The sequence below is a fragment of the Sporosarcina sp. 6E9 genome (genome assembly GCF_017921835.1).
In the GTDB taxonomy this organism is placed as follows: Bacteria; Bacillota; Bacilli; order Bacillales_A; family Planococcaceae; genus Sporosarcina.
In genome coordinates, this window is record NZ_JAGEMN010000002.1 from 238,139 (window position 1) to 258,990 (window position 20,852).

Genomic DNA, 20,852 nt, shown 5'->3' on the forward strand with positions numbered 1-20,852 from the left:
GAAGACTTGGAGGGACTTATTTAATGAATGAATTGCCGAATTGTCCAAAATGTAATTCTGAATACACGTATGAAGACGGGAATCTTTTTGTTTGCCCGGAATGTGCACATGAATGGACGTTAGAATCAGAATCCGAAGAAATAGAAGTAGAAAAAGTTTACAAAGATGCGCATGGAAATATTTTAAATGATGGAGATGCCGTTACTGTCATCAAAGACCTGAAAGTAAAAGGTAGCTCAGCTGTCGTAAAAAAAGGTACGAAGGTTAAGGACATCCAATTAGTCGATGAAGACCATGATATTAATTGTAAAATTGATGGTATTGGCGCGATGCAGTTGAAAACTGAATTTGTTAAGAAACTATAAATACAAATACTAAACTCTGCCCTAAAGTTGATAACCCAGCTTTAGGGCAGAGTTTTTACTGTCCTTCAATACATTTCACGGACGAATGAAAGAGAGAAGCATCTCCATTAGCATTCGCTGTTGAATATTTGGCGCGATATCATCTTCTAAATAGGAAATGGACGACTTTAAAGCGATATTGCCCCCAAATGTGCCATAGACATTAATAATCGTAATAATCGCTTCCTTAACCGGGATATCTGTGCGTATCGAACCATCCACTTTTCCATCTTCTACAATACGTAGCAGGATGTCCGCAATTCTTTTTTGAACATTTATGTAGTCTTCAATATCATCTAATGGTTCTTTCGCAAAGGAAGCATAGCTTTCAAATGCTTCACGGAACTTCGTCGAATGTTTTAGTTCTGACGTATCTTTCACCGTTAACTGATCAAGCACCATCTTCAATCGTTCATATGCCGGATGATCTGCCGAAGCAATATCTTCAAAATAAGGAATACTGCGTTCTAAATTGTGAATGGCAACAGCTACGATGAGTTTGTTTTTCTTTGGAAAATAACGGAATAACGTGGCAATGCCTATCCCTTCCGCATCTGCGATATGCTGCATTTGCACGTGATCAAGTCCGTGTTCGATAAATAACGCCTCTGCTGTTTGGATAATACTCCTAAAGCGTTTATTTTTATTTTTTTGCTGAATCCCCGTCATCGTTCTACCTCCGTTCGTTTTTATTATAACAGTTTTATAGCGCGTCGCTTTTCTTTGCAATCTTTCTTTCATTCAGTTAAAATTAAATAAAGTGATAGTCCAACTATCATAATGTGAACTGGAGGGATTTTCAAATGAGACTTCAAGATAAAGTAGCTGTCGTAACTGGTGCCGGAAGTGGAATGGGAGAAGCAACAGCATTATTATTTGCACGTCAGGGAGCGAAAGTAGTCGCAACTGATATCAATGAGGAAGCTGTCCAAGCTGTCGTTGCTAAGATTATAGATGCCGGTGGTGAAGCAATTGCAGTTAAACAAAACGTAGCGAAGAAAGAAGATTGGGAAACAGTATATGCACAAACAACAGAAAAATTTAATAAACTTGATATCCTTGTCAACAACGCGGGTATTTCATTTGCAAAAGATTTCCTTGAGCAAACAGAAGCTGATTGGGCGCGCCTATACGAGATCAACGTAAACAGCGTCATGTTCGGCATGCAACTAGCAATTCCTTTAATGATAGAAAATAATGGCGGTTCAATCGTCAATATTTCATCGACTGCTGCATTAACGGGCATGGCAGGCGCTGGTGGTTACACGGCTTCCAAAGGGGCTGTTCGCTCTATTACGAAGGCAGCAGCAGTTGACTATGGTAAAAGAGGGATTCGTGTGAACTCGATACACCCAGGCTATATCATCACGCCAATGAGTGCACCGCATATGGATCAGTATAAAGATTACTTCCTATCACAAGTCGCTACGCCAGAATTAGGAATTGCAGAAGATGTAGCATCGGCTATCCTATTCCTAGCATCAGACGAAGCAAACCATATTTCAGGTATTGAACTTCCTGTCGACGGCGGCCTAACCGCAAAATGATTTTAAGTAGTATTCCAAAAAAAGAGTCATGCAAAATGTAATTATTTGCATGACTTTTTTTGCTTTTTCACGGTCAAATATGACGTAGAAAGAATATATATATAATACGAAAAGTTTCACTTCATTTTTTCGTCGATACCGCTTATAATTACATTACACTAAAAATAATTCAACATAATATACAACAAGATAGATTGTTGGTGCACGTTATGATGAAGCCCATTCCCCTCTAGATGTTAATCCAGAGGTTCGATAACTGATTGGGATAGATTTAAAAATACAGAACACAAAAAGGGGCCCTGTGATGAAAAATATTGAGCTTGTGAATGACATTGTTACAATTCGATCCATGCAACTTACTGATATCGATGCGATTTTCGAAGCCGGTAATTATAGTGAAATATGGACGCATTTGGTGGTGACGATTCAAAGTCGTGACGATGCTGCGAGATTCGTAGAACAATCATTGTTGAATCAAGAATTAGGTAAAGAACATCCATTTGTCATTATCGACAATAAAACAAATCGCATTATCGGGAGTACAAAACTTATGAATCCCGATCCCTATCATAATCGAATTGAAATTGGTTTTTCATGGCTCTCTCCCACTTATTGGCGAAGCCCAATCAACTCAAATTGCAAGTATCTGTTAATGCAATATTGCTTCGAAGTGCTCAATCTTAACCGCATTCAGATCCAGGCGGATGAAAGAAACGAACGCTCAAGAAATGCAATTGCTCGTATTGGTGCCACACAAGAAGGAATTTTACGTGATCATATGGTGCGTAAAGACGGCACCCCTCGAAACACTGTAATCTTTAGCGTTATTCGTCCAGAATGGCCTATGGTTAAATTGCACATCGAACAATTATTAATGAACCAAATGCAACCCGTATTATAAGTTGAATTTCTTAAGAATCCTGTCTATTTATTGACAGGATTTTTTTATTTGCCAAGACTAGAATTTAAATTATTTATAATATTCCACATAGACAAACATATTGTGTATTATGCTATGATGGTCTTGTACGAAAAATCACCATCTGTACGCAAAGCGTTCAAAGGAGTGGTGTAATTGGATTTTTATAAGATGAATATCAATGGTCATGACATTCAAATAGCAGACTATCCTGGGGTAAATGGAACGATTATCGCCATGCACGGGTTAACTGGAACACATAAAAATATGCATTACTATGCGGAAAAGTTCAAAGGAAACTACCGATTTTTAGCAGTCGATTTGCGTGGTCGAGGAAACAGTGCCGAAACAGATGCTGAACCATCGATTTTTAAGCATGCAGAAGACATTCTGGGATTAATTAAAGCACTCAAAATCGACAATCCTATTCTATTGGGCTACTCGATGGGTGCTTTTATCGCAGCGATTGTAGCTAGTAAATTAACATCTACAAAAGCTGTCATTTTATTAGATGGTGCAGCGAAAGCATCTGATCATCAAAGAAGCATTGTAAAGCCTTCTTTAAGCAGACTTAGCAAAGAGTTTACGTCAAAGGAACATTATGTAAGTGAGATACAAAAAATTTACACGAACTTAGGCATTGAATGGAATAATGTGTTGCAAAAGACAGTTGAATACGAAGTAGAGTTTGTCGGTGACCACTGGGAAAATAAATCTACAGAGTCCCGTATTATAGCTGACTTTGAGAGTTTCTTTACGTTTGATCCTGAGGAAATTTGTTCACAAATCGACTGCCCCGTCTTGCTTGTTTATGCTAAAGGCGATATTGGCTCAATGCCGCCATTATTTTATTTAACGGATTATGAGCAAACTAGACAATCTACTAAATTCATTGAGACAGTGATATCCGACTGCAATCACTACACGATGGTCTTTGAAAACCGCGATGATATTAATAAATATATAGAAGTTTTTCTGGGCGAAATAGCGTGAATAAGGAGAATCATAGATGACAAAGGTTATGAATAACATTCAAGATGCTCTCTCTTTTGTAAAAAGTGGGCACACCGTTCTAGTCGGCGGCTTCGGTTTGATAGGCGCTCCCCTTTCGTTAATTGATGGATTAACAGAAATAGACGTTAAGAATCTAACGATTGTCAGTAATAATCTTGGGGAATCAGGAAAAGGACTCGGGATTTTATTGAATCAAAACAAAATCAAAAAAGGTATCGGCTCTTATTTTACCAGTAATCGCGATGTAGGTGATAAATATCAAAAAGGTGAAATTGAGTTGGAACTGCTTCCTCAAGGGACATTAGCAGAGTCGTTACGTGCGGGAGGAGCTGGACTTGGCGGTTATTATACGACGACTGGTGTTGGAACGGATCTCGCAAAAGGGAAAGAAGAACGCGAGATTGATGGTGTGAAGTATATATTGGAAAAAGCTATTCGTGCTGATGTGGCACTTATTCGGGCGCATAAGGCCGATACCCTTGGGAATCTCGCCTATTACAAAACAGCGCGTAACTTTAATCCATTGATGGCGACAGCTGCAAAAAAAGTAATTGTAGAAGTGGATGAAATTGTGGAACCGGGCATGTTGAACCCAGAAGAAATCGTAACGCCATTTCTATTCGTCGATGTCATTGTCGAGGCAAACCTAGTGTTGACGAAGGAAGGGGTTGTGGCCAAATGACTATAAAGGTAAACAGAGAGAATATGCAGCATACGATTGCGAAGCGGGTGGCCCAGGAATTAGAGGGACCCTGTGTCGTGAACTTAGGCATTGGAATCCCTACTCTAGTGGCAGAGTACTTAGCCGCAGATAATATTTATTTGCATACGGAAAACGGCTTGCTTGGTGTGACAGATGTGGAAGATGCGGACGTGGATCCGAACCTGGTTAACGCCGGAAAATTACCGGTTGGAGAAGCAATCGGAGCTGCCTACTTTAATAGCTCAGATTCGTTCGCTATGATTCGCGGAGGTCATGTCGATGTCGCGATCTTAGGCGCACTCCAAGTCGATGAAAACGGCATTATCGCAAACTGGGCAGTGCCCGGAAAAAATATTATGGGGGTCGGCGGCGCGATGGATTTATTGGTCGGCGCGAAAAAAGTATTTGCGACGATGAGCCACACCTCTAAAGATGGCCGTAGCAAACTCGTAAAGGAATGCACCTATCCGATTACTTCTACCAGAAGTGTGGATATGATTTTTACCGAATTAGCAGTTTTTAAGATTGAAGATAAACAATTAGAACTTGTAGAACTCATGCCAGGTGTCACTATCGAAGAAGTTAGAGAGAAAACAGAAGCCGATTTTATTGAGGGACAACCATGAAAATACGTTCCTTTGATGTATATATTATAGATTTGCCGACCATTCGTCCGCATCAACTGGCCATGCATACCATTGTTTCACAAACGATTGTTGTTGGCTGTGTCACGGATGAAGAAGGACGTGAAGGTTGGTCCGAAGTGGCAACAATCGGAGGCGCGTCTTATGGGGAGTCAACACCAGAAGCGATTAAGGTCAATATTGACACCTATATTACGCCATTGGTTATCGGTAAAAATCCGATTCATTTCGACAAGATCATGTTTGAAGTGTCGCAGTTAGTACGCGGAAATCATTTCGCTAAAACCGTAGTTGAAGCAGCCATTATCGATCTGGCTGCGAGAAGCAAAGGCGTCCCCGCCTATGAGTTATTCGGCGGACAAATCCATACTTCACTCCCCATTGCTTGGACGCTCGCTAGCGGAAATACAGAAAAAGATATTGAAGAAGCTAAAGCGCTTTTACATCAAAAACGGCATAATATCTTCAAGTTAAAAATCGGCGCTGGCGATCCCTTAAAGAATGTGGAACATGTTCGGCAGATTAAAAAAGCGGTGGGCGATCAAGCAAGAATCACCGTTGATGTCAATCAGGCATGGGATGAAGACACAGCCAACTATTGCATCGAAGCTTTAGAGGACGGTGGGGTTTCAATGATTGAGCAACCGCTCCCAATATGGAATTATGAAGGCATGTCCAGACTGACAGCCAGATTCAAAGTGCCTATCATGGCAGATGAAGCTGCAAATAGCATTCAAGACGTCTTCCAAATTTCAAAGCACCGGGCAGGTAATTGCATTGCTTTAAAACCTTGTAAAGCTGGCGGTTTAACACAAACAAAGAAAGTTGCGGCCATCGCGGAGGCTGCCGGAATCGGTTTGTACGGCGGAACGATGATTGAATCCAGTCTTGGAACGGCAATTTGTGCGCAACTATACGCCACCATTCCAGAAATGAAATTCGGAACAGAGATATTTGGTCCATTATTATTCAAAGACACGATTACAGTGAATCACATTCAATATGAAAACTTTGAAGTCATCATACCGAATGGACCCGGATTTGGCATGGAAATTGATCAAGAAAAGTTGCATCATTATGCACGTGTGCTTTAAGTATCAAAAGGAAGCACAATACAAATCTATGTACTGTGCTTCCTTTTTAGCAACAAAACTTATATAACCCTATTTAGAAAATGTTCTAAAAAACGATTCGCATCGACTTCTGTACATACACGGGTTGTCGCCTTTTCATCATGGGTACCGACCGTCCTTCCAGCCTCTTCCCCTTTTGTCACAACTTTAACGTTCATCGTCTCGGTTTTCACAAAACCTGAATCGATGGCAACACCAACCGCTAGTGGATCATGAAGCGCACAGCCTTCAATTCCAGGAGATACTTTTTCATAATACCCAATATAAAACTCGGTCATATCTGCAAAGAATTGTCCTTTTTCGTTGCCATCGGTGCGCCATTTTTCAAGCTTTGATTTTGGCAATAATGTTTGCATCGTGACATCAAGTCCGACAAGCGTTAGCGCTATACCCGAAGAAAGAACATATTCAGCGGCTTCAGGATCGGCTATGATGTTAGCTTCACTGTATTCATTCACATTGCCTGGAACGTTTACAGCTCCGCCCATCACAATAACTTCTTTAACAAGCGGGATGATTTCCGGAGACTTTTTAATTGCGAGCGCCAAGTTCGTCAACGGACCAACCGCAATCACTGTTATTTCATGCGGACGTTTTTTCACCTGTTCGATGATGAAATCGGGTGCGAATTGACTTTCTGCCTCGGTAATCGGGTCACTCATAAAGCGATCTCCTAAACCACCTTCTCCGTGGACTTGTTTCGGCCAAGTTTTCTTATCACGGCCCAAGAATGTTTGAGCCGCGCCCTGGTAAACCGGAATAGGCTTCGCTACTTTTTCTAACACTGTCAGCGTATTTCGCGTAGCATCCACTACAGGTACATTTCCGAAACAAGTCGTAAAGCCAAGCACCTCTAGCTCCGGAGAATTTAATGCATAAGCCATCGCCAAAGCGTCATCAATTCCTGTATCTACGTCAAATATAATCGGTTTCAAATCGTTTCACTCCGTCTCAATTCATCATCATTATTTTGCGTTGTAAACGTCTTGATAACTTTCGAGTGCATTGACCACCATATCCCAAAACTTGGCGTGGTCTAATTGCATCGCCACATTTACATTCGGTTCAAGTCCCGTTACGCCGTGTACATCCACAAGCGTCATTCCGTATGTGAGCTCTCCTTTTGTTTCCACGTCTACTCTTACTTTCTGCGTTTCAACAACTGATGGATCGATACAATAAGCGACACAACAAACATCATGAACTGGCGGATGTTCAAATCCGAAAAACTCTAAATAGGTTTTACGGAAAAACACCAGTAATTCGCTTACAAATTTCGCAGCGGGATTCTCAATAGTTTCAATACGCGCGCAAACCTCTTCTGTTGCCAAAGCTTGATGAGTTAAGTCAAGGCCCATCATTGTAATCGGCACGCCACTTTCAAAAACAACCTTCGCCGCGTCTGCATCAACGTAAATATTGAATTCAGCCGCTGGTGTCCAGTTACCGAAAGTGCCGCCGCCCATAATGACAATTTCTTGGATTTTAGATAAAATAGCTGGCTCACGTCTCATTGCCATCGCAATGTTCGTTAATGGACCCGTCGGAACAAGTGTAATATCCCCATCTGATTCCATCAGCTCTCGAATAATAAAATCAACTGCATGCTCTTCCCCTATTGTTCTAGTAGGCGCTGGCAGTTCCGGACCATCCATTCCCGAATCCCCGTGAATATCAGGCGCCGTTTCACGTTTTCTAACCAGTGGTTGGCCAGCACCTTGTAAAACTGGAATATCATAAACGCCTGCGATTTCACACACCTGTAGCGCATTCGTCGTTGTTTTTTCAATTTCTGCATTTCCGGCTACAGTTGTAATTCCAACTAATTCAATGTTTGGATTTCCTGCTGCAAGTAAAATGGCAATCGCGTCATCATGTCCCGGGTCACAATCAAGAATAATTTTACGTTTCTTATTTTCTAGCATTTTATGATACCATCCTTTTTCTCTGTATTTTACTTTGTTGAACTTGTTATAAATTGTTCTGTTTCATCCATATCTGGCATAGATACTTGAGCGCCTGAACGCGTCACAGTTAAAGCGCCAACCGCATTCGCAAAACCGGTTGCTGACCATAAATCTTTGCCGCCTACAAGCGCAGTCGCTAAAGCACCAGCAAATGCGTCGCCTGCAGCGGTTGTATCCACAACATCGACATCATATCCCTCGATTAGGAAGGTCCTGTTTTTATTAGTCACGACAACACCCCCAGCACCGAGCTTTGAAAATACCGTGTGAACCCCTTTGTTTAAAAGCGCTACGCTAGCAACTCTTGCCGAACGCTTATCGGAAACTCCGATACCCGTTAGCTCAGCGATTTCACTTTCGTTCGGCACAATATATTGCACCAATTCATAAAGCTCATCTGGCAATTCCATAGACGGCGCTGGATCAAGCATGAATGGAATGTCATATTTCTTTGCAATCTTCGCAACCTCTAGCACAGATTCCAATGGAATTTCCAGCTGCGCCATAACAAGCTTCGCCTGACTGATAACTCCCTCATGCTTTCTGATAAAGTCAGGCGTTACAAGTGTATTAGCCCCCGGAGCTACAACGATACTGTTATCACCGTCTGCGTTAATATTGATCAATGCCATTCCTGTGGATTCGTCTTCAACTCGTTCAACACAAGCGACATCTACTCCGACTTGCTCCAAGTTTTGGAGGAGCTGATCGGCAAAAATATCGTTTCCAACCCGACCAATCATTGCGACCGATGCCCCTAGTTTGCCCGCAGCATACGCTTGGTTTCCACCTTTTCCACCCGGACTCATAAATGAATTACTACCCAGTATGGTTTCTCCCCACTTAGGTTGCCGACTAACAGTCACTACCATATCCATATTTATACTTCCTACAACGACAATATCTGAACTCATTACATTTAGCCCTCCCGACTATGATTCTCTTTGTATAAACTCATGCGCCATAATCAAGTTCTTGGCTACGGATCTGTCTCCCAAAATCCGCTCAACGAGCATATCAACAGCTGTGACACCGATTTGATAGGCCGGAACAGAAATAGTGCTTAACTTAGGCGTGCTCATTTGTGCGAATAAAATATCATCGCAACCAATCACAGAAATATCTTGTGGAATCTTCAAATTTTGTTCTTGAATGGCATTCATGGCGCCCAATGCGATTAGGTCATTTGCCGCAAATACTGCTGTCGGCATTGATTCCTTCAAAATCGAGGTCATCAGCTGATAACCAGACGCATAACTGAAGTCTCCAATCCGAATGCACGGTTCGAGATTATGCGCCTGCATGGCATCGCTATACGCCTGCCTCCGCATTTCTGCTGACTGAACGAGACCCGGTCCTGAAAGATGACAAATCTTTCGATGCCCTTTCTCAATTAAGTGCAAAACTGCCTCATACGAAGCTTTATAATGGTCAATCGATACCGTATCAAATGGCGTATTTGTTAAAAATCGATCGCATAGAACAAAAGGAATGTTTAATTTATCTAATTCGTTTACTTTATCCTCGTCCAAAATGGAGGCGATTAATATAATACCGCCAACTTGCTGCCCCACCATTTTCTGGATATATTCTTGTTCAATACTCGAGCTATTATCCGTGTTACTAATAAACAACGAAAAGCCTTCCTGATGTGCAGCATCCTCAATTCCTCTCGCAATGACAGGAAAGTATGGATTCGTAATGTCAGGCAAAATCAGCCCAATCACATTAGAGCTGTTATTAGCTAAATTTCTAGCAAAGGCATTAGGACGATAACCTAGTTCCTTAATGGATAGAAGAACCCTTTGCCGAATTTCATTTGCAACTTTTGGATTATCGTTGATAACTCGAGATACGGTTGCTTTTGAAACATTTGCATGATTTGCCACATCCATGATCGTTACCTTCATATTCCCTATGCCTCCTCGCTCTATGAAACCGGTTACACAATATGAAGAGTTCGAGAAACCGGTTACTTGGAAAAAAGTATATCATACCATTATCGTTACCTCAACCTTCTAATTTAACCCAACATTCGAAAACTACAACAAATACTTACGGTTTAATTCCAATAAAAAAAGGCATTTCACCCGCCAATTTAGCTGCGAATGAAATACCTTTTCCAATCCTATTAAAGTTTAACTTTTTGTAACCGCAATGCATTCAAAACAACTGAAACTGAACTAAATGCCATCGCTGTGCCTGCAACCCAAGGCGCTAACAAACCAATTGCTGCAATTGGAATGCCGATTGTGTTGTAGAAGAAAGCGAAAAACAAGTTTTGCTTAATATTGCGCATCGTTTTTCGACTCATGATGATCGCATCCGCAACACTGTTCAAATCGCCGCGCATCAGTGTAATATCTGCCGCTTCAATCGCAATATCCGTTCCCGTTCCCACTGCCATCCCGATATCAGCTGTCGCAAGTGCAGGAGCATCATTAATCCCATCGCCGACCATGGCGACTTTCTTGCCTTGATCTTGTAACTTTTTCACTTCTTCACTTTTCTGTTCCGGTAAGACTTCCGCTATAACATGAGCTATACCGACTTGTTTGGCAATTGCCTCTGCCGTTCGTTGGTTGTCACCTGTCAACATAATCACATCAAGACCTAATTCCAGCATACGGGCAACCGCTTCTTTAGACGTTTCTTTAACCGTATCCGCAACTGCCACGACACCTGCAAGCTTCTGGTCCACCGCAATCAGCATCGCAGTTTTCCCCTCAGCCTCCAGTTTTTCCATCGCAACTTCGGAATCCAAAATTGAAACTTCGCGTTCTCTCATCAGTTTTCTTGTACCAACTAACACGTTTTTACCACGAACGTTCGCTTGAATGCCGTAACCCGGTAGAGCTTCGAAATCAGTGACATCAAGTAGGGTTAGACCTTTTTCTTCTCCCCCACGAACAATCGCCCTGGCCAACGGATGCTCCGATTGGTTTTCCGCTGTCGCAATTAGTTGTAAAACTTCATCTTCAGAATAGCCTTCTGTCACAGTAATATCTGTTAAAGCCGGTTCACCTTTTGTAACCGTTCCTGTTTTATCCAAAACAACTGTATCAACGGCACGTGTATTTTCCAAATGCTCTCCACCTTTAAAGAGCATGCCCATTTCAGCAGCTCTTCCCGACCCTGCCATAATCGATGTCGGTGTAGCCAATCCCAGTGCACAAGGACAAGCAATGACCAATATCGAAATCGTTGGGATCAATGCCGAACGGAAATCACCAGGTGTAACAGCCAAATACCAGATGAAAAACGTCACAACCGCAATTACCACAACAACCGGCACGAATACGCCTGAAATTCTATCTGCTAATCGTTGAATATCCGCTTTCGACCCTTGCGCCTCTTCAACAACTTTAACAATTTGTGCTAACGCTGTATCTTTTCCAACTTTTGTCGCTTCAATTTGCAAAGAACCATTTTTATTGATCGTTGCACCGATGACCACATCACCTGCAACTTTATCAATCGGAATACTTTCTCCCGTAATCATCGATTCATCAATCGCAGAACGTCCATCGATAATTTTACCATCTACCGGAATTTTTTCACCCGGCTTCACAACGATGACATCCCCTGCAACCACTTGTTCAATCGGAACTTCTTTTTCAATCCCGTCTTGTAGAATACGCGCAGTTTTCGCTTGTAAACCAAGCAGTTTTTGAATCGCCTGACTTGTTTTCCCTTTCGCGCGAACCTCAAATAGTTTTCCGAGAACAATTAGCGTAATAATAACCGCTGAAGCCTCAAAGTATAATTCAGGGCTCCCTACACTACCCGCATTCAACCATTCAATCGACAAATAGAGACTGTAGAAATAGGCCGCACTGGTGCCCAGTGCCACCAAGACATCCATATTGGCACTTTTATTTCTAAGCGCATTGAATGCCCCTTTATAAAATTGCGCTCCTACAATGAATTGAACTGGCGTCGCAAGCGCTAATTGCAGCCACGGATTCATAAAAATAGCCGGCAAGTAAATAAACGATAAAAAACTAAAATGCGCGACCATCGTCCATAACAATGGTAGGGTTAAAATTAGCGAAAAGATGAACTTTCTTTGTTGCTTCTTAATCTCTTGTTCTTTATGATCCATCTTTTCTTCGCCATCTTGCTTCGGAATTAATTCGTAACCCATTTTTTTAACCACATTCACCATATCGCTCGTTTCGACCTGGCTATTGTCATACTCAACCGCAATCGATTCAAGCGCAAAATTTACATTTGCTTTGGTAACGCCTTCCACTTTGTTAATTCTTTTCTCAATTCTTGTCGCACATGCTGCGCAAGTCATTCCCGTTATGTCAAAATCTACTTTTTCTAGGACAACACCGAAACCAAGCCTTTCAACTCTTTCTCTGAACTCATTTACATTTGTTTTCGTGGGATCATAAACAATCGAAGAACTTTCCAAAGCATAGTTTACGTTCGCCTTCTCGACCCCTTCGATTCTGGAAAGACCTTTCTCAATTCGGTTTGCACAAGCAGAACATGTCATGCCACTAATTTTTAACGTTTGTTCTTTTGTTGACATTTGTATCTCCTCCGATACGTGTGGGGGGTATATTTATTCCATAAAGGGAGATTACACTTGTAAGCATAATCGTCCCATCATATAAACCCTTTTATTTAAGCAAGGTCAAATCCTTGGTCTTCAATTGTTTCTTTCACCTTAGCTAATGTCGCTTCGTTACTATATTCCACTGCAACCTCATTTTTCCCAAGATCTACTTGGACGGCTGAAACACCCGTTAGTGCACCAACGCTTGTTTCGATTGAATTTACACAATGATTGCACGACATACCTTCTACTTTTAAAACTTCTTTCATGTCTAAAACCTCCAGTTGTATGATTGTTTGTTCAATAATGGATACAATTTACTTCGTCATGGTTTTCATGACGCTCATTAATTCTTTAATCGCCTCTTCACCATCTTGCCCTTTAATCGCTTTCACGACACAATGGTGGGTATGATCTTCTAGTAAAGCAAGGGAAACTTTATTCATCGCTGACTGAATGGCGCTGATTTGATGTAATATATCTACACAATAACGATCATTCTCAACCATTTGATGAACACCGCGAACCTGCCCTTCAACCCGCTTTAACCGGTTTAAAAGCTGTTGTTTATTCGGCTGGACTGTTGTTTTTGTTGTTTCCTCCATAACTTTCCCTCCTTCGCACATACATATACCCTGTACCCCTATTATAGCGCTTTTTATTTTAATCGTGCAATTTATCTGTTTCCAAATAAAAAAGGAAACCTAAACGGCTCCCTTGATGTTATGATTTTTCGATGTTTTTTCTCACGAGAAAATAAGCATTAATCCCGGAGGCAATTGGTATGACAAGCGCGATACCGATACCCGCACATAGTATAACAATCATCTCTGCGCCAAACACTTTTGAATTAATGATTTCCCCGAACGAATAGGATAAGTCTTTAAACCATAAAAGAAGTGCCAGATAACCGCCGATAAAGGCGAAAAATAACGTATTTGTATTAGATCCCAAAATGTCCTTCCCAATACTAATACCAGAGGCAAATAAATCTTTACGGCTAATGGATGGATGATGATTAAGAACTTCACGCATAGGCGAAGTAATCGATATCGCTACATCCGTTATGGCACCGACTGTACTCATAATAATGACGGAAGCGCCAATCTTAACAAAGTCGACACCAATATAAAGGGAAAATATAGTTAGCTCGTCAATTTCCTCCTCCCCAAATCCTTGTATCATCGCCTTTTTCGTAACAATCGCAATGAATAATAACATAACCGCAATCGTAATCATTGAAGCCAAAAATGCAGTTTTCGTTTTACTATTTACTTCATTTATGAAAAAGAGATTGATACAACTAATCAATGTACATGCGATCAATGTAATTATAATCGGATTCGCATGCGGATCCATCATGAAAAAGATCGTAAGCATGATGACTCCGAAGTTGAAAAACAAGGAAATAAATGACCGCGCACCTTTTTTTCCGCCGATCAGAACCATCAATATCAATAAAATAGCCGCCAACCATAGCAATACATTCATAACTTCGCCTTCTTTCTGTTAACGAAGAAAATAGACGTATACAAACCGATGGGAATCGCTAATACAATTCCAATTCCCCCAGCCAAAGCGCGCGCTAATTCCAATGAAAGATTGATGGAAAGTACAAACGACATTGGCGTGATATTCTTCAAATACAAAATAATAACTGGAATCGACCCACTAATATAAGCAAAGAACAAAATGTTTGTCATCGTTCCCATAATATCTTTTCCGATATCTAACCCTGACTTTTTGAGTGCTTTTACTGGAATATCATTATTCTTTTCATATAGCTCGAAAATAGACGAAGACATTGTAATGGCAACATCCATGACAGCCCCCAATGACCCGATGAATAACCCGGCCATAAACACCATTCGATAAGGATGCGTCAGAAATTGCATCTCCTCGTAACGAAGGCCATTCTCAGCAGTCAACAACAAAACAACGTACGCGATGAATAGCGAAATAAAAGTTCCGAGTAAAGTCGCAACAATTGCCGCATAGGTTTTTTCATTATTGCCGTTAACAAGCAACAAGGAAAGTACTGTAAATAAAATCACGCAGACACCGCAGATCCATAACAAACTTATATGTGGGTTTTTTATATAAATATCGAGTGCATAGGATAATATGACAGCATTTACCGCCAAACTGATTATCGAAAACAACCCCTGTTTTTTCCCAACAATTAGTAAAACAAAGATGAAAATCCATGTGACGATTAAAATACTTTTATCGCGTTTTACATCCTTTATAGTTCCCGTTAAACCTGTTTTCTCATTCGCATCAATCGATACAAATAATTCATTTCCAACATGGTATTGTTGATCGTAAGCCCCGGAAGTTGAATATTCGTTTATGAGATGAATTAGCTGCCCTTTTTCTTCTCCGTTTTTTATTTCTGCTGTTAAATACTGTGTGAATAATTGGTCTTCATTATTATGCATGTCCACCACTTTGGCCGTGTCTTCAAGATTCGTTTCGATAACTTCAGCAATTGTACGGTCATAAAATGAGTGATTGTGATTTACAAAAAGTAGAGATATGACAAAACAAAGCGCTAATAGGATGTACAAAAAGATTTTTTTGAATTTATTTACAGATACAATCAATCAAGCACCTCCGTTTACCGGATGATAATTTGTATAAAAAACATACAAAAAATCAATCCACGACCCTATAATCCCCTAATTTTAACATAATGAAGATAGGCTATCGAATACTACCTAACCAAAAAGTCCTGTTTTGCGGATATACATCTCGTATCGTCGAATATAACCTCAGAACTGTCGGATATCGACTTTACCGAACATTTATATGTAATGGGTATCCATTATTCGTAAATACAGCCGTTTTAGTTCTGCCAATTATACGCGAAATGAAGTTTGTTCGGATTTAACTACTAATTTCTCTGTTTTGAAATTGACTCGCTGAAGCGATAAGTGTTAATATGTAAAGAATATACGATTGGATAATACATACCAAACGTAAAGTAATTAATCTGTCGCTGATAAGATAGTAGTGGCAAAACCTGCAATTATCGCCCTTTACATAAATGAGGAGGAATGCTTGTGTTTAAAGTTTTAGTGTCGGATCCGATTAGTGATTTTGGACTGCAACAGCTGATGAATGCTGATGATGTGGAAGTAATTAAACAAACAGGATTAAGCGAAGATGAACTGGTTTCGATTATTGGTGATTTCGATGCACTGCTTGTCCGTTCTCAAACAAAAGTAACTGAACGAATAATGGAAGCCGCTGTTAAACTGAAAGTAATCGGTCGTGCGGGCGTCGGCGTTGACAATATCGATTTAAATGCCGCAACGAACCAAGGAATTGTTGTGATAAATGCACCAGACGGAAACACAATCACTACATGCGAGCATACTTTTGCAATGATGATGTCATTAGCACGACATATCCCGCAAGCTTACGCGAAAACAATTGACGGCGAATGGGATCGTAAATCATTTATTGGCGTTGAATTACGCAACAAGACACTTGGAGTATTCGGACTTGGCCGCATTGGGATTGAAGTTGCAAAACGAGCAATGGCGTTTGGCATGACGATTCTAGGATATGACCCGTTCATGTCCGAAGAACGCGCGAAACAATTGGGCATCAAGTTGGCAAGTCGTGACGAAATTGTACGAACAGCAGATTTTATGACTGTCCATACGCCACTTACAAGCGAAACACATCATATGATTAGTAAGCCACAATTCGAAATGATGAAACCAGGTATGCGCATCGTAAACTGTGCACGCGGCGGTATCATCGACGAAATGGCACTCATCGAAGCAATTGATGAAGGCATTGTGGCAGGTGCAGCATTTGATGTATTCGAAAATGAACCACCAGCATCGGATCATCCTTTCTTTGGACATCCGAAGATTATCGTCACACCACACTTAGGTGCATCTACAATGGAGGCACAAGAGAATGTAGCAATTGACGTTTCTGAGCAAGTCATCCATATTCTAAGAAATGAACCATTCAAAAACGCAGTGAATATGCCTTCGATTTCACCTGAATTATTAAATAAATTACAACCATACTTCAAGTTATGTGAACATCTTGGAAAATCACTAGCACAGATGACTGACGGTGCAGTGCGACAAATTACAATCGAGTGCGAAGGCGAATTGGCGGATTTAGATACTTCTCCATTAAGTCCATATGTACTCAAAGGCATACTGTCTCACCACCTAGGTGCAGAACAAGTCAATATTGTAAATGCGATTCATTTGGCTAAACAACGTGACATCCAACTCGTTTTTCAAAAGTCACTTTTCAACCAAAATGCTTCTAGCAAGATTACAATTCGCTTGAAAACAACGGAGGAAGAACGTTGGGTAACTGGATCTGCGGTTTCGGGCATAGGAGAACGTCTCATTAAAGTCGGACCTTATCCTGTAGATATCGAGCCAAAAGGACTAATATTGTTAATCTCACATACGGACAAACCTGGCTTAATCGGGCGTGTTGGAACCACACTTGGGGTTAACGACGTAAATATTGCGAGTATGCAAGTAGGTCGCCAAGAAATAGGTGGATCGGCAGTCATGATTTTAGAAGTCGATAATAAAGCTTCCAAAACAGTTGTCGAGGAATTAGAAGCAATTCCGGAAATCACAAGAGTTCGTGAGGTCAATTTCGATTGAAAGGTGTGGTTAATTTGAAACGAAATATTCAACCTGTCTATAACTTTAATGCCGGTCCATCCGCGCTGCCGCTACCAGTTCTAGAGAAAGCGCAACAAGAACTGGTCAATTTCCGCGGCACTGGCATGTCGATCATGGAGCTTAGTCACCGCAGTAAAGCTTATGACGATGTACATAACGAAGCGATTGCACGTTTAAAAAGACTATTTTCGATTCCTGAAAACTATGAGGTGCTCTTCCTGCAAGGTGGTGCGAGTCTTCAATTTTCAATGATTCCGATGAACTTTTTAAACCCTGGACAAAGAGCGGGCTATCTCACGACCGGCGTTTGGTCAGATAAGGCATTCGATGAAGCGAAACTATTTGGTGAACCTTACCATGTTGCGAATACTAAAGAGTATAATCACAGCACAATACCTAAGCTAAACGACCTGCAATTTAATGAAGATGATGCTTATGTCCATCTCACTTCAAACAACACGATTTACGGCACGCAGTGGAAAGAGTTCCCTGACACTGGAAACGTTCCACTCATTTCCGATATGTCCAGTGATATTATGTCCAAACCAATTGACGTGGCTAAGTTCGACTTAATTTACGCAGGAGCCCAAAAGAACCTTGGACCTTCCGGGGTAACCGTCGTCATTATTCGCAAGGATTTGCTCGTAAAGTCCAATACAGAAATTCCAACCATATTGAACTATAACACGCACGCTAAAAGCAATTCGCTCTACCACACACCACCCACTTTCGGCATCTATATGTTAGGCGAAGTGCTCGCTTGGATTGAAGAAATTGGCGGATTAGAGGCTGTAGCGAAACGAAATGAGGATAAAGCACAACTAATTTATGATGTGATTGATGGCAGCGATGGCTTCTACCGCGGTCACGCAGAACCTGAAAGCCGTTCACTCATGAACATCACTTTCAAACTCGCTGATGAGTTGTTGGAAAAGAAGTTCTTAGAAGAAGCTAAAGAAGCAGGCTTTGTCGGTTTAAATGGACATCGTTCTGTTGGCGGATGCAGAGCATCTACTTATAACTCCGTGCCTGTTGAGGCATGTCTTGCACTAAGCGAGTTTATGACTCAATTCCAAAAGAATAACGGCTGAAATCACGATATGAACGAATAAAAAACGGATTAGACACGGGGTTTGACATTCCATGTTTAATCCGTTTTTTTCATTTCTTAAGTCCACTAATTGTCCCATCCATCGACATTGTTGCTTCCAGATTGACAAAAAACAAGACAAGTGTCGTGTCTTCGTTTGCAACTAATGGTGGTAGTGGATTGACTAAATCGGTTACAGCTTCTTGTTTACCAACTGTGAGATTCTGGATTCTAATTTCTCCGTTCATCACATATAAAAAAGGGGCAAAGCCATCATACGTTGGGATTTCCAACGCTTCTCCGATTTTAGGGTGCGCGTCCAAAATAAAGACATTTTGTCTAACGGAAAGTGGTGCATGACTTCCAACAGGCCCCACCATGACATACCAATCTTGGTTCTTTGTCGGCTTGTCATGGAATTGAATTTTGGGTGGAAGATTTGTTTCACTTGGACGGACGAAAATTTGAAGCATCTCTACCTCATCTTCTTTTACTTTTTCCTCATGCCAAAAACTTTCTCCTGCATTCATCATCATTAACTTTCCGCGTGCAATCGGCGCTTCAAAACCTGCAGAATCCTTATGGTGTGTCACCCCTGAGGAGATATAGCTTAAAATTTCATCGTTGACATGTTCATGCATTTTAATCGTTAGCCCTTTTTTCATAACCGCATGATCAATGATCGCTAGCGGTCCGAATGCAGTATCTTCGGTTTCATCCCCTAAGATTTCACCTGGTTGGATGCGTGTAATTGTGAATGGACCCCTGAATGGTTGTGCATGATTGCTAGCTTCAAGTTTTTTTATCAAGACAAACACTCCCTTTATAACAAAATCGACTTTACAAGAGAAAGTCGATGTTTGTTATCAATTATTTTACCTGAATATATTTTTCACCAAGTATGCTTTTGACTTCGTAAGCATCTTGCGGTAATTTTTTCTGTATAAATTCGTCTACCCCATCTTTTTCGATTGAAAAGTATTCTTCAATTTCACGTGAAAATAATAACCTTTCCTGTTGCAGTAATGGTTCTAAGTCGGAAAGTTTCTTTGATTTTAACGTTTCACCTGGTAGTAATTGTTGAAGTGCATTCGTGTAATCTTCTAAAGTTAGTGCACCAACAATCCGAACCCCTTTTTGTTCTTTGTTGACCATGACGATTGTTGGGAATCCGCGAACACCTAACTCACGCACAAGTTGAAAGTCTTCGTGTAATGAAGTATTTGCTTCAGGAAGCATTGATTGATGAACAATTTCTTCTCCGTTAAGTCCAACCTGATTGACAAGATCGATCAATATATCATCTTGTGCAATGTTTTGATTGAAAGCGAAAAGTTCTTCTCGAGCACGGCGTAAAAATGTATTGGCCAGTTCAGGACTTTTTTCTTGAATGACTTTATAAACGCGAGATGGAATAAAAGAGGATTCGATTGGATTATCGTACCAAACCGTCCCGTCGATTGGCATGCGCGAATGTTCGCCAACTTCTCTCCAGTGACCCGCAACATCCGCAGGACTAGAAATGCCGTTGCTTACGTCTGCGAAGCCATCCCATTTTTCAAGTAGGCCCCCCATTAACGTATGCATATTAAAGTATTGCCCGTATTGATCGACAAACTTCCGAAGAACTGGTTCTAATGCCCAGCAATGCGAACAAATTGGATCAGTTACATAATAAAGCTCGACTGATTTTTTCCGTGCTGAAAAATCGATGAACTCCATTGTATTGGCATTGTCTTCAGCTGGACCACAGACGCCTGTTTCTAAATCACAAATCATATTATTCTTTGATTCCATATTAATTCCTCTTTTCATTATTTATGGTTGGCTAAATCTATTTCTATATGTTGTTGCGCCCACGCTTGTATTGGTTGTAAAGCCGAGGCTAGTTGCTGTCCTTTTTCGGATAGATGATAAGTTATTGTGATGGGCGTTCCTTTTGACACCTTTTTTTCGACCAAGTCATACGCTGCAAGTTCGGTCAATTTCAACGAAAGCGACCGGGGCGTTATAGCATTCAGATCGCGCTTCATGTCTGAAAAGTGAGCGGTATAGTCGGAACAATTCGATAAATAATGAATGATAAGTCCGTTCCACCGTCTTCCTAATATCTCAAAGCAAGATTCTAAATAGGGACATACTTTAATAGTGACCACCTCCAACGATTAATTTAAGTATACAC

22 protein-coding genes are annotated in these 20,852 nt (G+C 41.0%); 9 read left to right on the forward strand and 13 right to left on the reverse strand.

Translation table 11 applies throughout. The features are described 5' to 3' along the window. Positions 1-23: 23 nt before the first annotated feature. Positions 24-365, forward strand: a complete 342-nt coding sequence (locus J4G36_RS12780; RefSeq protein WP_210470781.1) for a zinc ribbon domain-containing protein YjdM — start codon at positions 24-26, stop codon at positions 363-365. A 75-nt stretch (positions 366-440) separates the two neighbouring features. On the opposite strand, the gene J4G36_RS12785 is transcribed toward J4G36_RS12780, so the two are convergent. Continuing rightward, complete coding sequence (locus tag J4G36_RS12785; RefSeq protein ID WP_246880599.1) at positions 441-1,145, reverse strand: TetR/AcrR family transcriptional regulator; 705 nt, start codon at positions 1,143-1,145, stop codon at positions 441-443. Between the two features lie 62 nt (positions 1,146-1,207). Here J4G36_RS12785 and J4G36_RS12790 point away from each other — a divergent pair, with 62 nt between their 5' ends. From J4G36_RS12790 to J4G36_RS12815, 6 genes are all read left to right on the forward strand, one after another. Then, the gene (locus tag J4G36_RS12790) at positions 1,208-1,951 is read left to right on the forward strand and encodes an SDR family NAD(P)-dependent oxidoreductase (RefSeq protein ID WP_210470782.1); all 744 of its coding nucleotides are present in this window, start codon (positions 1,208-1,210) and stop codon (positions 1,949-1,951) included. 304 nt (positions 1,952-2,255) lie between these two features. Continuing rightward, positions 2,256-2,852 (forward strand): GNAT family N-acetyltransferase, encoded by a 597-nt coding sequence (locus J4G36_RS12795; protein WP_210470783.1) that lies wholly within the window; start codon positions 2,256-2,258, stop codon positions 2,850-2,852. 174 nt (positions 2,853-3,026) lie between these two features. Next, positions 3,027-3,863: an alpha/beta fold hydrolase gene (locus J4G36_RS12800; protein WP_210470784.1), complete on the forward strand. Its 837-nt coding sequence runs from the start codon at positions 3,027-3,029 to the stop codon at positions 3,861-3,863. Positions 3,864-3,879: 16 nt separating this feature from the next. After that, entirely contained in the window at positions 3,880-4,566 is a 687-nt protein-coding gene (locus J4G36_RS12805) for a CoA transferase subunit A (protein ID WP_210470785.1), read from the forward strand. Continuing rightward, positions 4,563-5,213, forward strand: a complete 651-nt coding sequence (locus J4G36_RS12810) for a 3-oxoacid CoA-transferase subunit B (RefSeq protein ID WP_210470786.1) — start codon at positions 4,563-4,565, stop codon at positions 5,211-5,213. The genes J4G36_RS12805 and J4G36_RS12810 overlap by 4 nt, the downstream gene beginning before the upstream one ends. Beyond that, entirely contained in the window at positions 5,210-6,325 is a 1,116-nt protein-coding gene (locus J4G36_RS12815) for a muconate/chloromuconate family cycloisomerase (RefSeq protein ID WP_210470787.1), read from the forward strand. Before J4G36_RS12810 ends, J4G36_RS12815 begins: the two co-directional genes overlap by 4 nt. A 59-nt stretch (positions 6,326-6,384) precedes the next feature. Here the strand turns inward: J4G36_RS12815 and J4G36_RS12820 are convergent, their stop codons facing one another. From J4G36_RS12820 to J4G36_RS12860, 9 genes are all read right to left on the reverse strand, one after another. Beyond that, the gene (locus J4G36_RS12820; protein WP_210470788.1) at positions 6,385-7,299 is read right to left on the reverse strand and encodes a nucleoside hydrolase; all 915 of its coding nucleotides are present in this window, start codon (positions 7,297-7,299) and stop codon (positions 6,385-6,387) included. A 30-nt stretch (positions 7,300-7,329) separates the two neighbouring features. Then, entirely contained in the window at positions 7,330-8,289 is a 960-nt protein-coding gene (locus J4G36_RS12825) for a nucleoside hydrolase (RefSeq protein ID WP_210470789.1), read from the reverse strand. A 29-nt stretch (positions 8,290-8,318) separates the two neighbouring features. Continuing rightward, entirely contained in the window at positions 8,319-9,245 is a 927-nt protein-coding gene (gene rbsK / locus J4G36_RS12830) for a ribokinase (RefSeq protein ID WP_210470790.1), read from the reverse strand. 18 nt (positions 9,246-9,263) lie between these two features. After that, positions 9,264-10,241 (reverse strand): LacI family DNA-binding transcriptional regulator, encoded by a 978-nt coding sequence (locus tag J4G36_RS12835; protein ID WP_210470791.1) that lies wholly within the window; start codon positions 10,239-10,241, stop codon positions 9,264-9,266. 221 nt (positions 10,242-10,462) lie between these two features. After that, positions 10,463-12,874, reverse strand: coding sequence for a heavy metal translocating P-type ATPase (locus tag J4G36_RS12840; protein WP_210470792.1), 2,412 nt, complete (start codon positions 12,872-12,874; stop codon positions 10,463-10,465). Positions 12,875-12,969: 95 nt separating this feature from the next. Then, a complete protein-coding gene (gene copZ / locus J4G36_RS12845; protein ID WP_210470793.1) occupies positions 12,970-13,170 on the reverse strand; it encodes a copper chaperone CopZ in 201 nt (66 codons plus the stop codon). A 48-nt stretch (positions 13,171-13,218) separates the two neighbouring features. Continuing rightward, a complete protein-coding gene (locus tag J4G36_RS12850) occupies positions 13,219-13,506 on the reverse strand; it encodes a metal-sensitive transcriptional regulator (protein ID WP_210470794.1) in 288 nt (95 codons plus the stop codon). A gap of 118 nt (positions 13,507-13,624) precedes the next feature. Then, positions 13,625-14,392: a YibE/F family protein gene (locus J4G36_RS12855; RefSeq protein WP_210470795.1), complete on the reverse strand. Its 768-nt coding sequence runs from the start codon at positions 14,390-14,392 to the stop codon at positions 13,625-13,627. Beyond that, positions 14,389-15,507: a YibE/F family protein gene (locus tag J4G36_RS12860; protein ID WP_210470796.1), complete on the reverse strand. Its 1,119-nt coding sequence runs from the start codon at positions 15,505-15,507 to the stop codon at positions 14,389-14,391. The genes J4G36_RS12855 and J4G36_RS12860 overlap by 4 nt, the downstream gene beginning before the upstream one ends. A gap of 459 nt (positions 15,508-15,966) precedes the next feature. On the opposite strand from J4G36_RS12860, the gene serA reads away from it, so the two are divergent. Continuing rightward, positions 15,967-17,559: a phosphoglycerate dehydrogenase gene (serA, locus tag J4G36_RS12865; RefSeq protein ID WP_210470797.1), complete on the forward strand. Its 1,593-nt coding sequence runs from the start codon at positions 15,967-15,969 to the stop codon at positions 17,557-17,559. A gap of 14 nt (positions 17,560-17,573) precedes the next feature. After that, positions 17,574-18,671 (forward strand): 3-phosphoserine/phosphohydroxythreonine transaminase, encoded by a 1,098-nt coding sequence (gene serC / locus J4G36_RS12870; RefSeq protein ID WP_246880601.1) that lies wholly within the window; start codon positions 17,574-17,576, stop codon positions 18,669-18,671. Positions 18,672-18,741: 70 nt separating this feature from the next. On the opposite strand, the gene J4G36_RS12875 is transcribed toward serC, so the two are convergent. From J4G36_RS12875 to J4G36_RS12885, 3 genes are all read right to left on the reverse strand, one after another. After that, the gene (locus J4G36_RS12875; RefSeq protein ID WP_210470798.1) at positions 18,742-19,479 is read right to left on the reverse strand and encodes a pirin family protein; all 738 of its coding nucleotides are present in this window, start codon (positions 19,477-19,479) and stop codon (positions 18,742-18,744) included. Positions 19,480-19,540: 61 nt separating this feature from the next. Next, positions 19,541-20,467 carry a DsbA family protein gene (locus J4G36_RS12880; RefSeq protein WP_210470799.1) on the reverse strand — a complete coding sequence of 309 codons (927 nt, stop codon included), beginning with the start codon at positions 20,465-20,467 and terminating at the stop codon, positions 19,541-19,543. A 17-nt stretch (positions 20,468-20,484) separates the two neighbouring features. Continuing rightward, complete coding sequence (locus tag J4G36_RS12885) at positions 20,485-20,817, reverse strand: winged helix-turn-helix transcriptional regulator (protein ID WP_210470831.1); 333 nt, start codon at positions 20,815-20,817, stop codon at positions 20,485-20,487. Positions 20,818-20,852 lie beyond the last annotated feature (35 nt).

What these genes read in the sequence shown, in the direction of transcription:
- J4G36_RS12805 (WP_210470785.1), top strand. Translation starts at nt 3,880, where the DNA reads ATGACAAAGGTTATGAATAACATTCAAGATGCTCTCTCTTTTGTAAAA.
- J4G36_RS12785 (WP_246880599.1), bottom strand. Translation starts at nt 1,145, where the DNA reads ATGAAAGAAAGATTGCAAAGAAAAGCGACGCGCTATAAAACTGTTATA.
- J4G36_RS12815 (WP_210470787.1), top strand. Translation starts at nt 5,210, where the DNA reads ATGAAAATACGTTCCTTTGATGTATATATTATAGATTTGCCGACCATT.
- copZ (WP_210470793.1), bottom strand. Translation starts at nt 13,170, where the DNA reads ATGAAAGAAGTTTTAAAAGTAGAAGGTATGTCGTGCAATCATTGTGTA.
- J4G36_RS12825 (WP_210470789.1), bottom strand. Translation starts at nt 8,289, where the DNA reads ATGCTAGAAAATAAGAAACGTAAAATTATTCTTGATTGTGACCCGGGA.
- J4G36_RS12790 (WP_210470782.1), top strand. Translation starts at nt 1,208, where the DNA reads ATGAGACTTCAAGATAAAGTAGCTGTCGTAACTGGTGCCGGAAGTGGA.
- J4G36_RS12840 (WP_210470792.1), bottom strand. Translation starts at nt 12,874, where the DNA reads ATGTCAACAAAAGAACAAACGTTAAAAATTAGTGGCATGACATGTTCT.
- J4G36_RS12795 (WP_210470783.1), top strand. Translation starts at nt 2,256, where the DNA reads ATGAAAAATATTGAGCTTGTGAATGACATTGTTACAATTCGATCCATG.
- J4G36_RS12835 (WP_210470791.1), bottom strand. Translation starts at nt 10,241, where the DNA reads ATGAAGGTAACGATCATGGATGTGGCAAATCATGCAAATGTTTCAAAA.
- J4G36_RS12780 (WP_210470781.1), top strand. Translation starts at nt 24, where the DNA reads ATGAATGAATTGCCGAATTGTCCAAAATGTAATTCTGAATACACGTAT.
- J4G36_RS12880 (WP_210470799.1), bottom strand. Translation starts at nt 20,467, where the DNA reads ATGGAATCAAAGAATAATATGATTTGTGATTTAGAAACAGGCGTCTGT.
- J4G36_RS12850 (WP_210470794.1), bottom strand. Translation starts at nt 13,506, where the DNA reads ATGGAGGAAACAACAAAAACAACAGTCCAGCCGAATAAACAACAGCTT.
- rbsK (WP_210470790.1), bottom strand. Translation starts at nt 9,245, where the DNA reads ATGAGTTCAGATATTGTCGTTGTAGGAAGTATAAATATGGATATGGTA.
- J4G36_RS12810 (WP_210470786.1), top strand. Translation starts at nt 4,563, where the DNA reads ATGACTATAAAGGTAAACAGAGAGAATATGCAGCATACGATTGCGAAG.
- J4G36_RS12855 (WP_210470795.1), bottom strand. Translation starts at nt 14,392, where the DNA reads ATGAATGTATTGCTATGGTTGGCGGCTATTTTATTGATATTGATGGTT.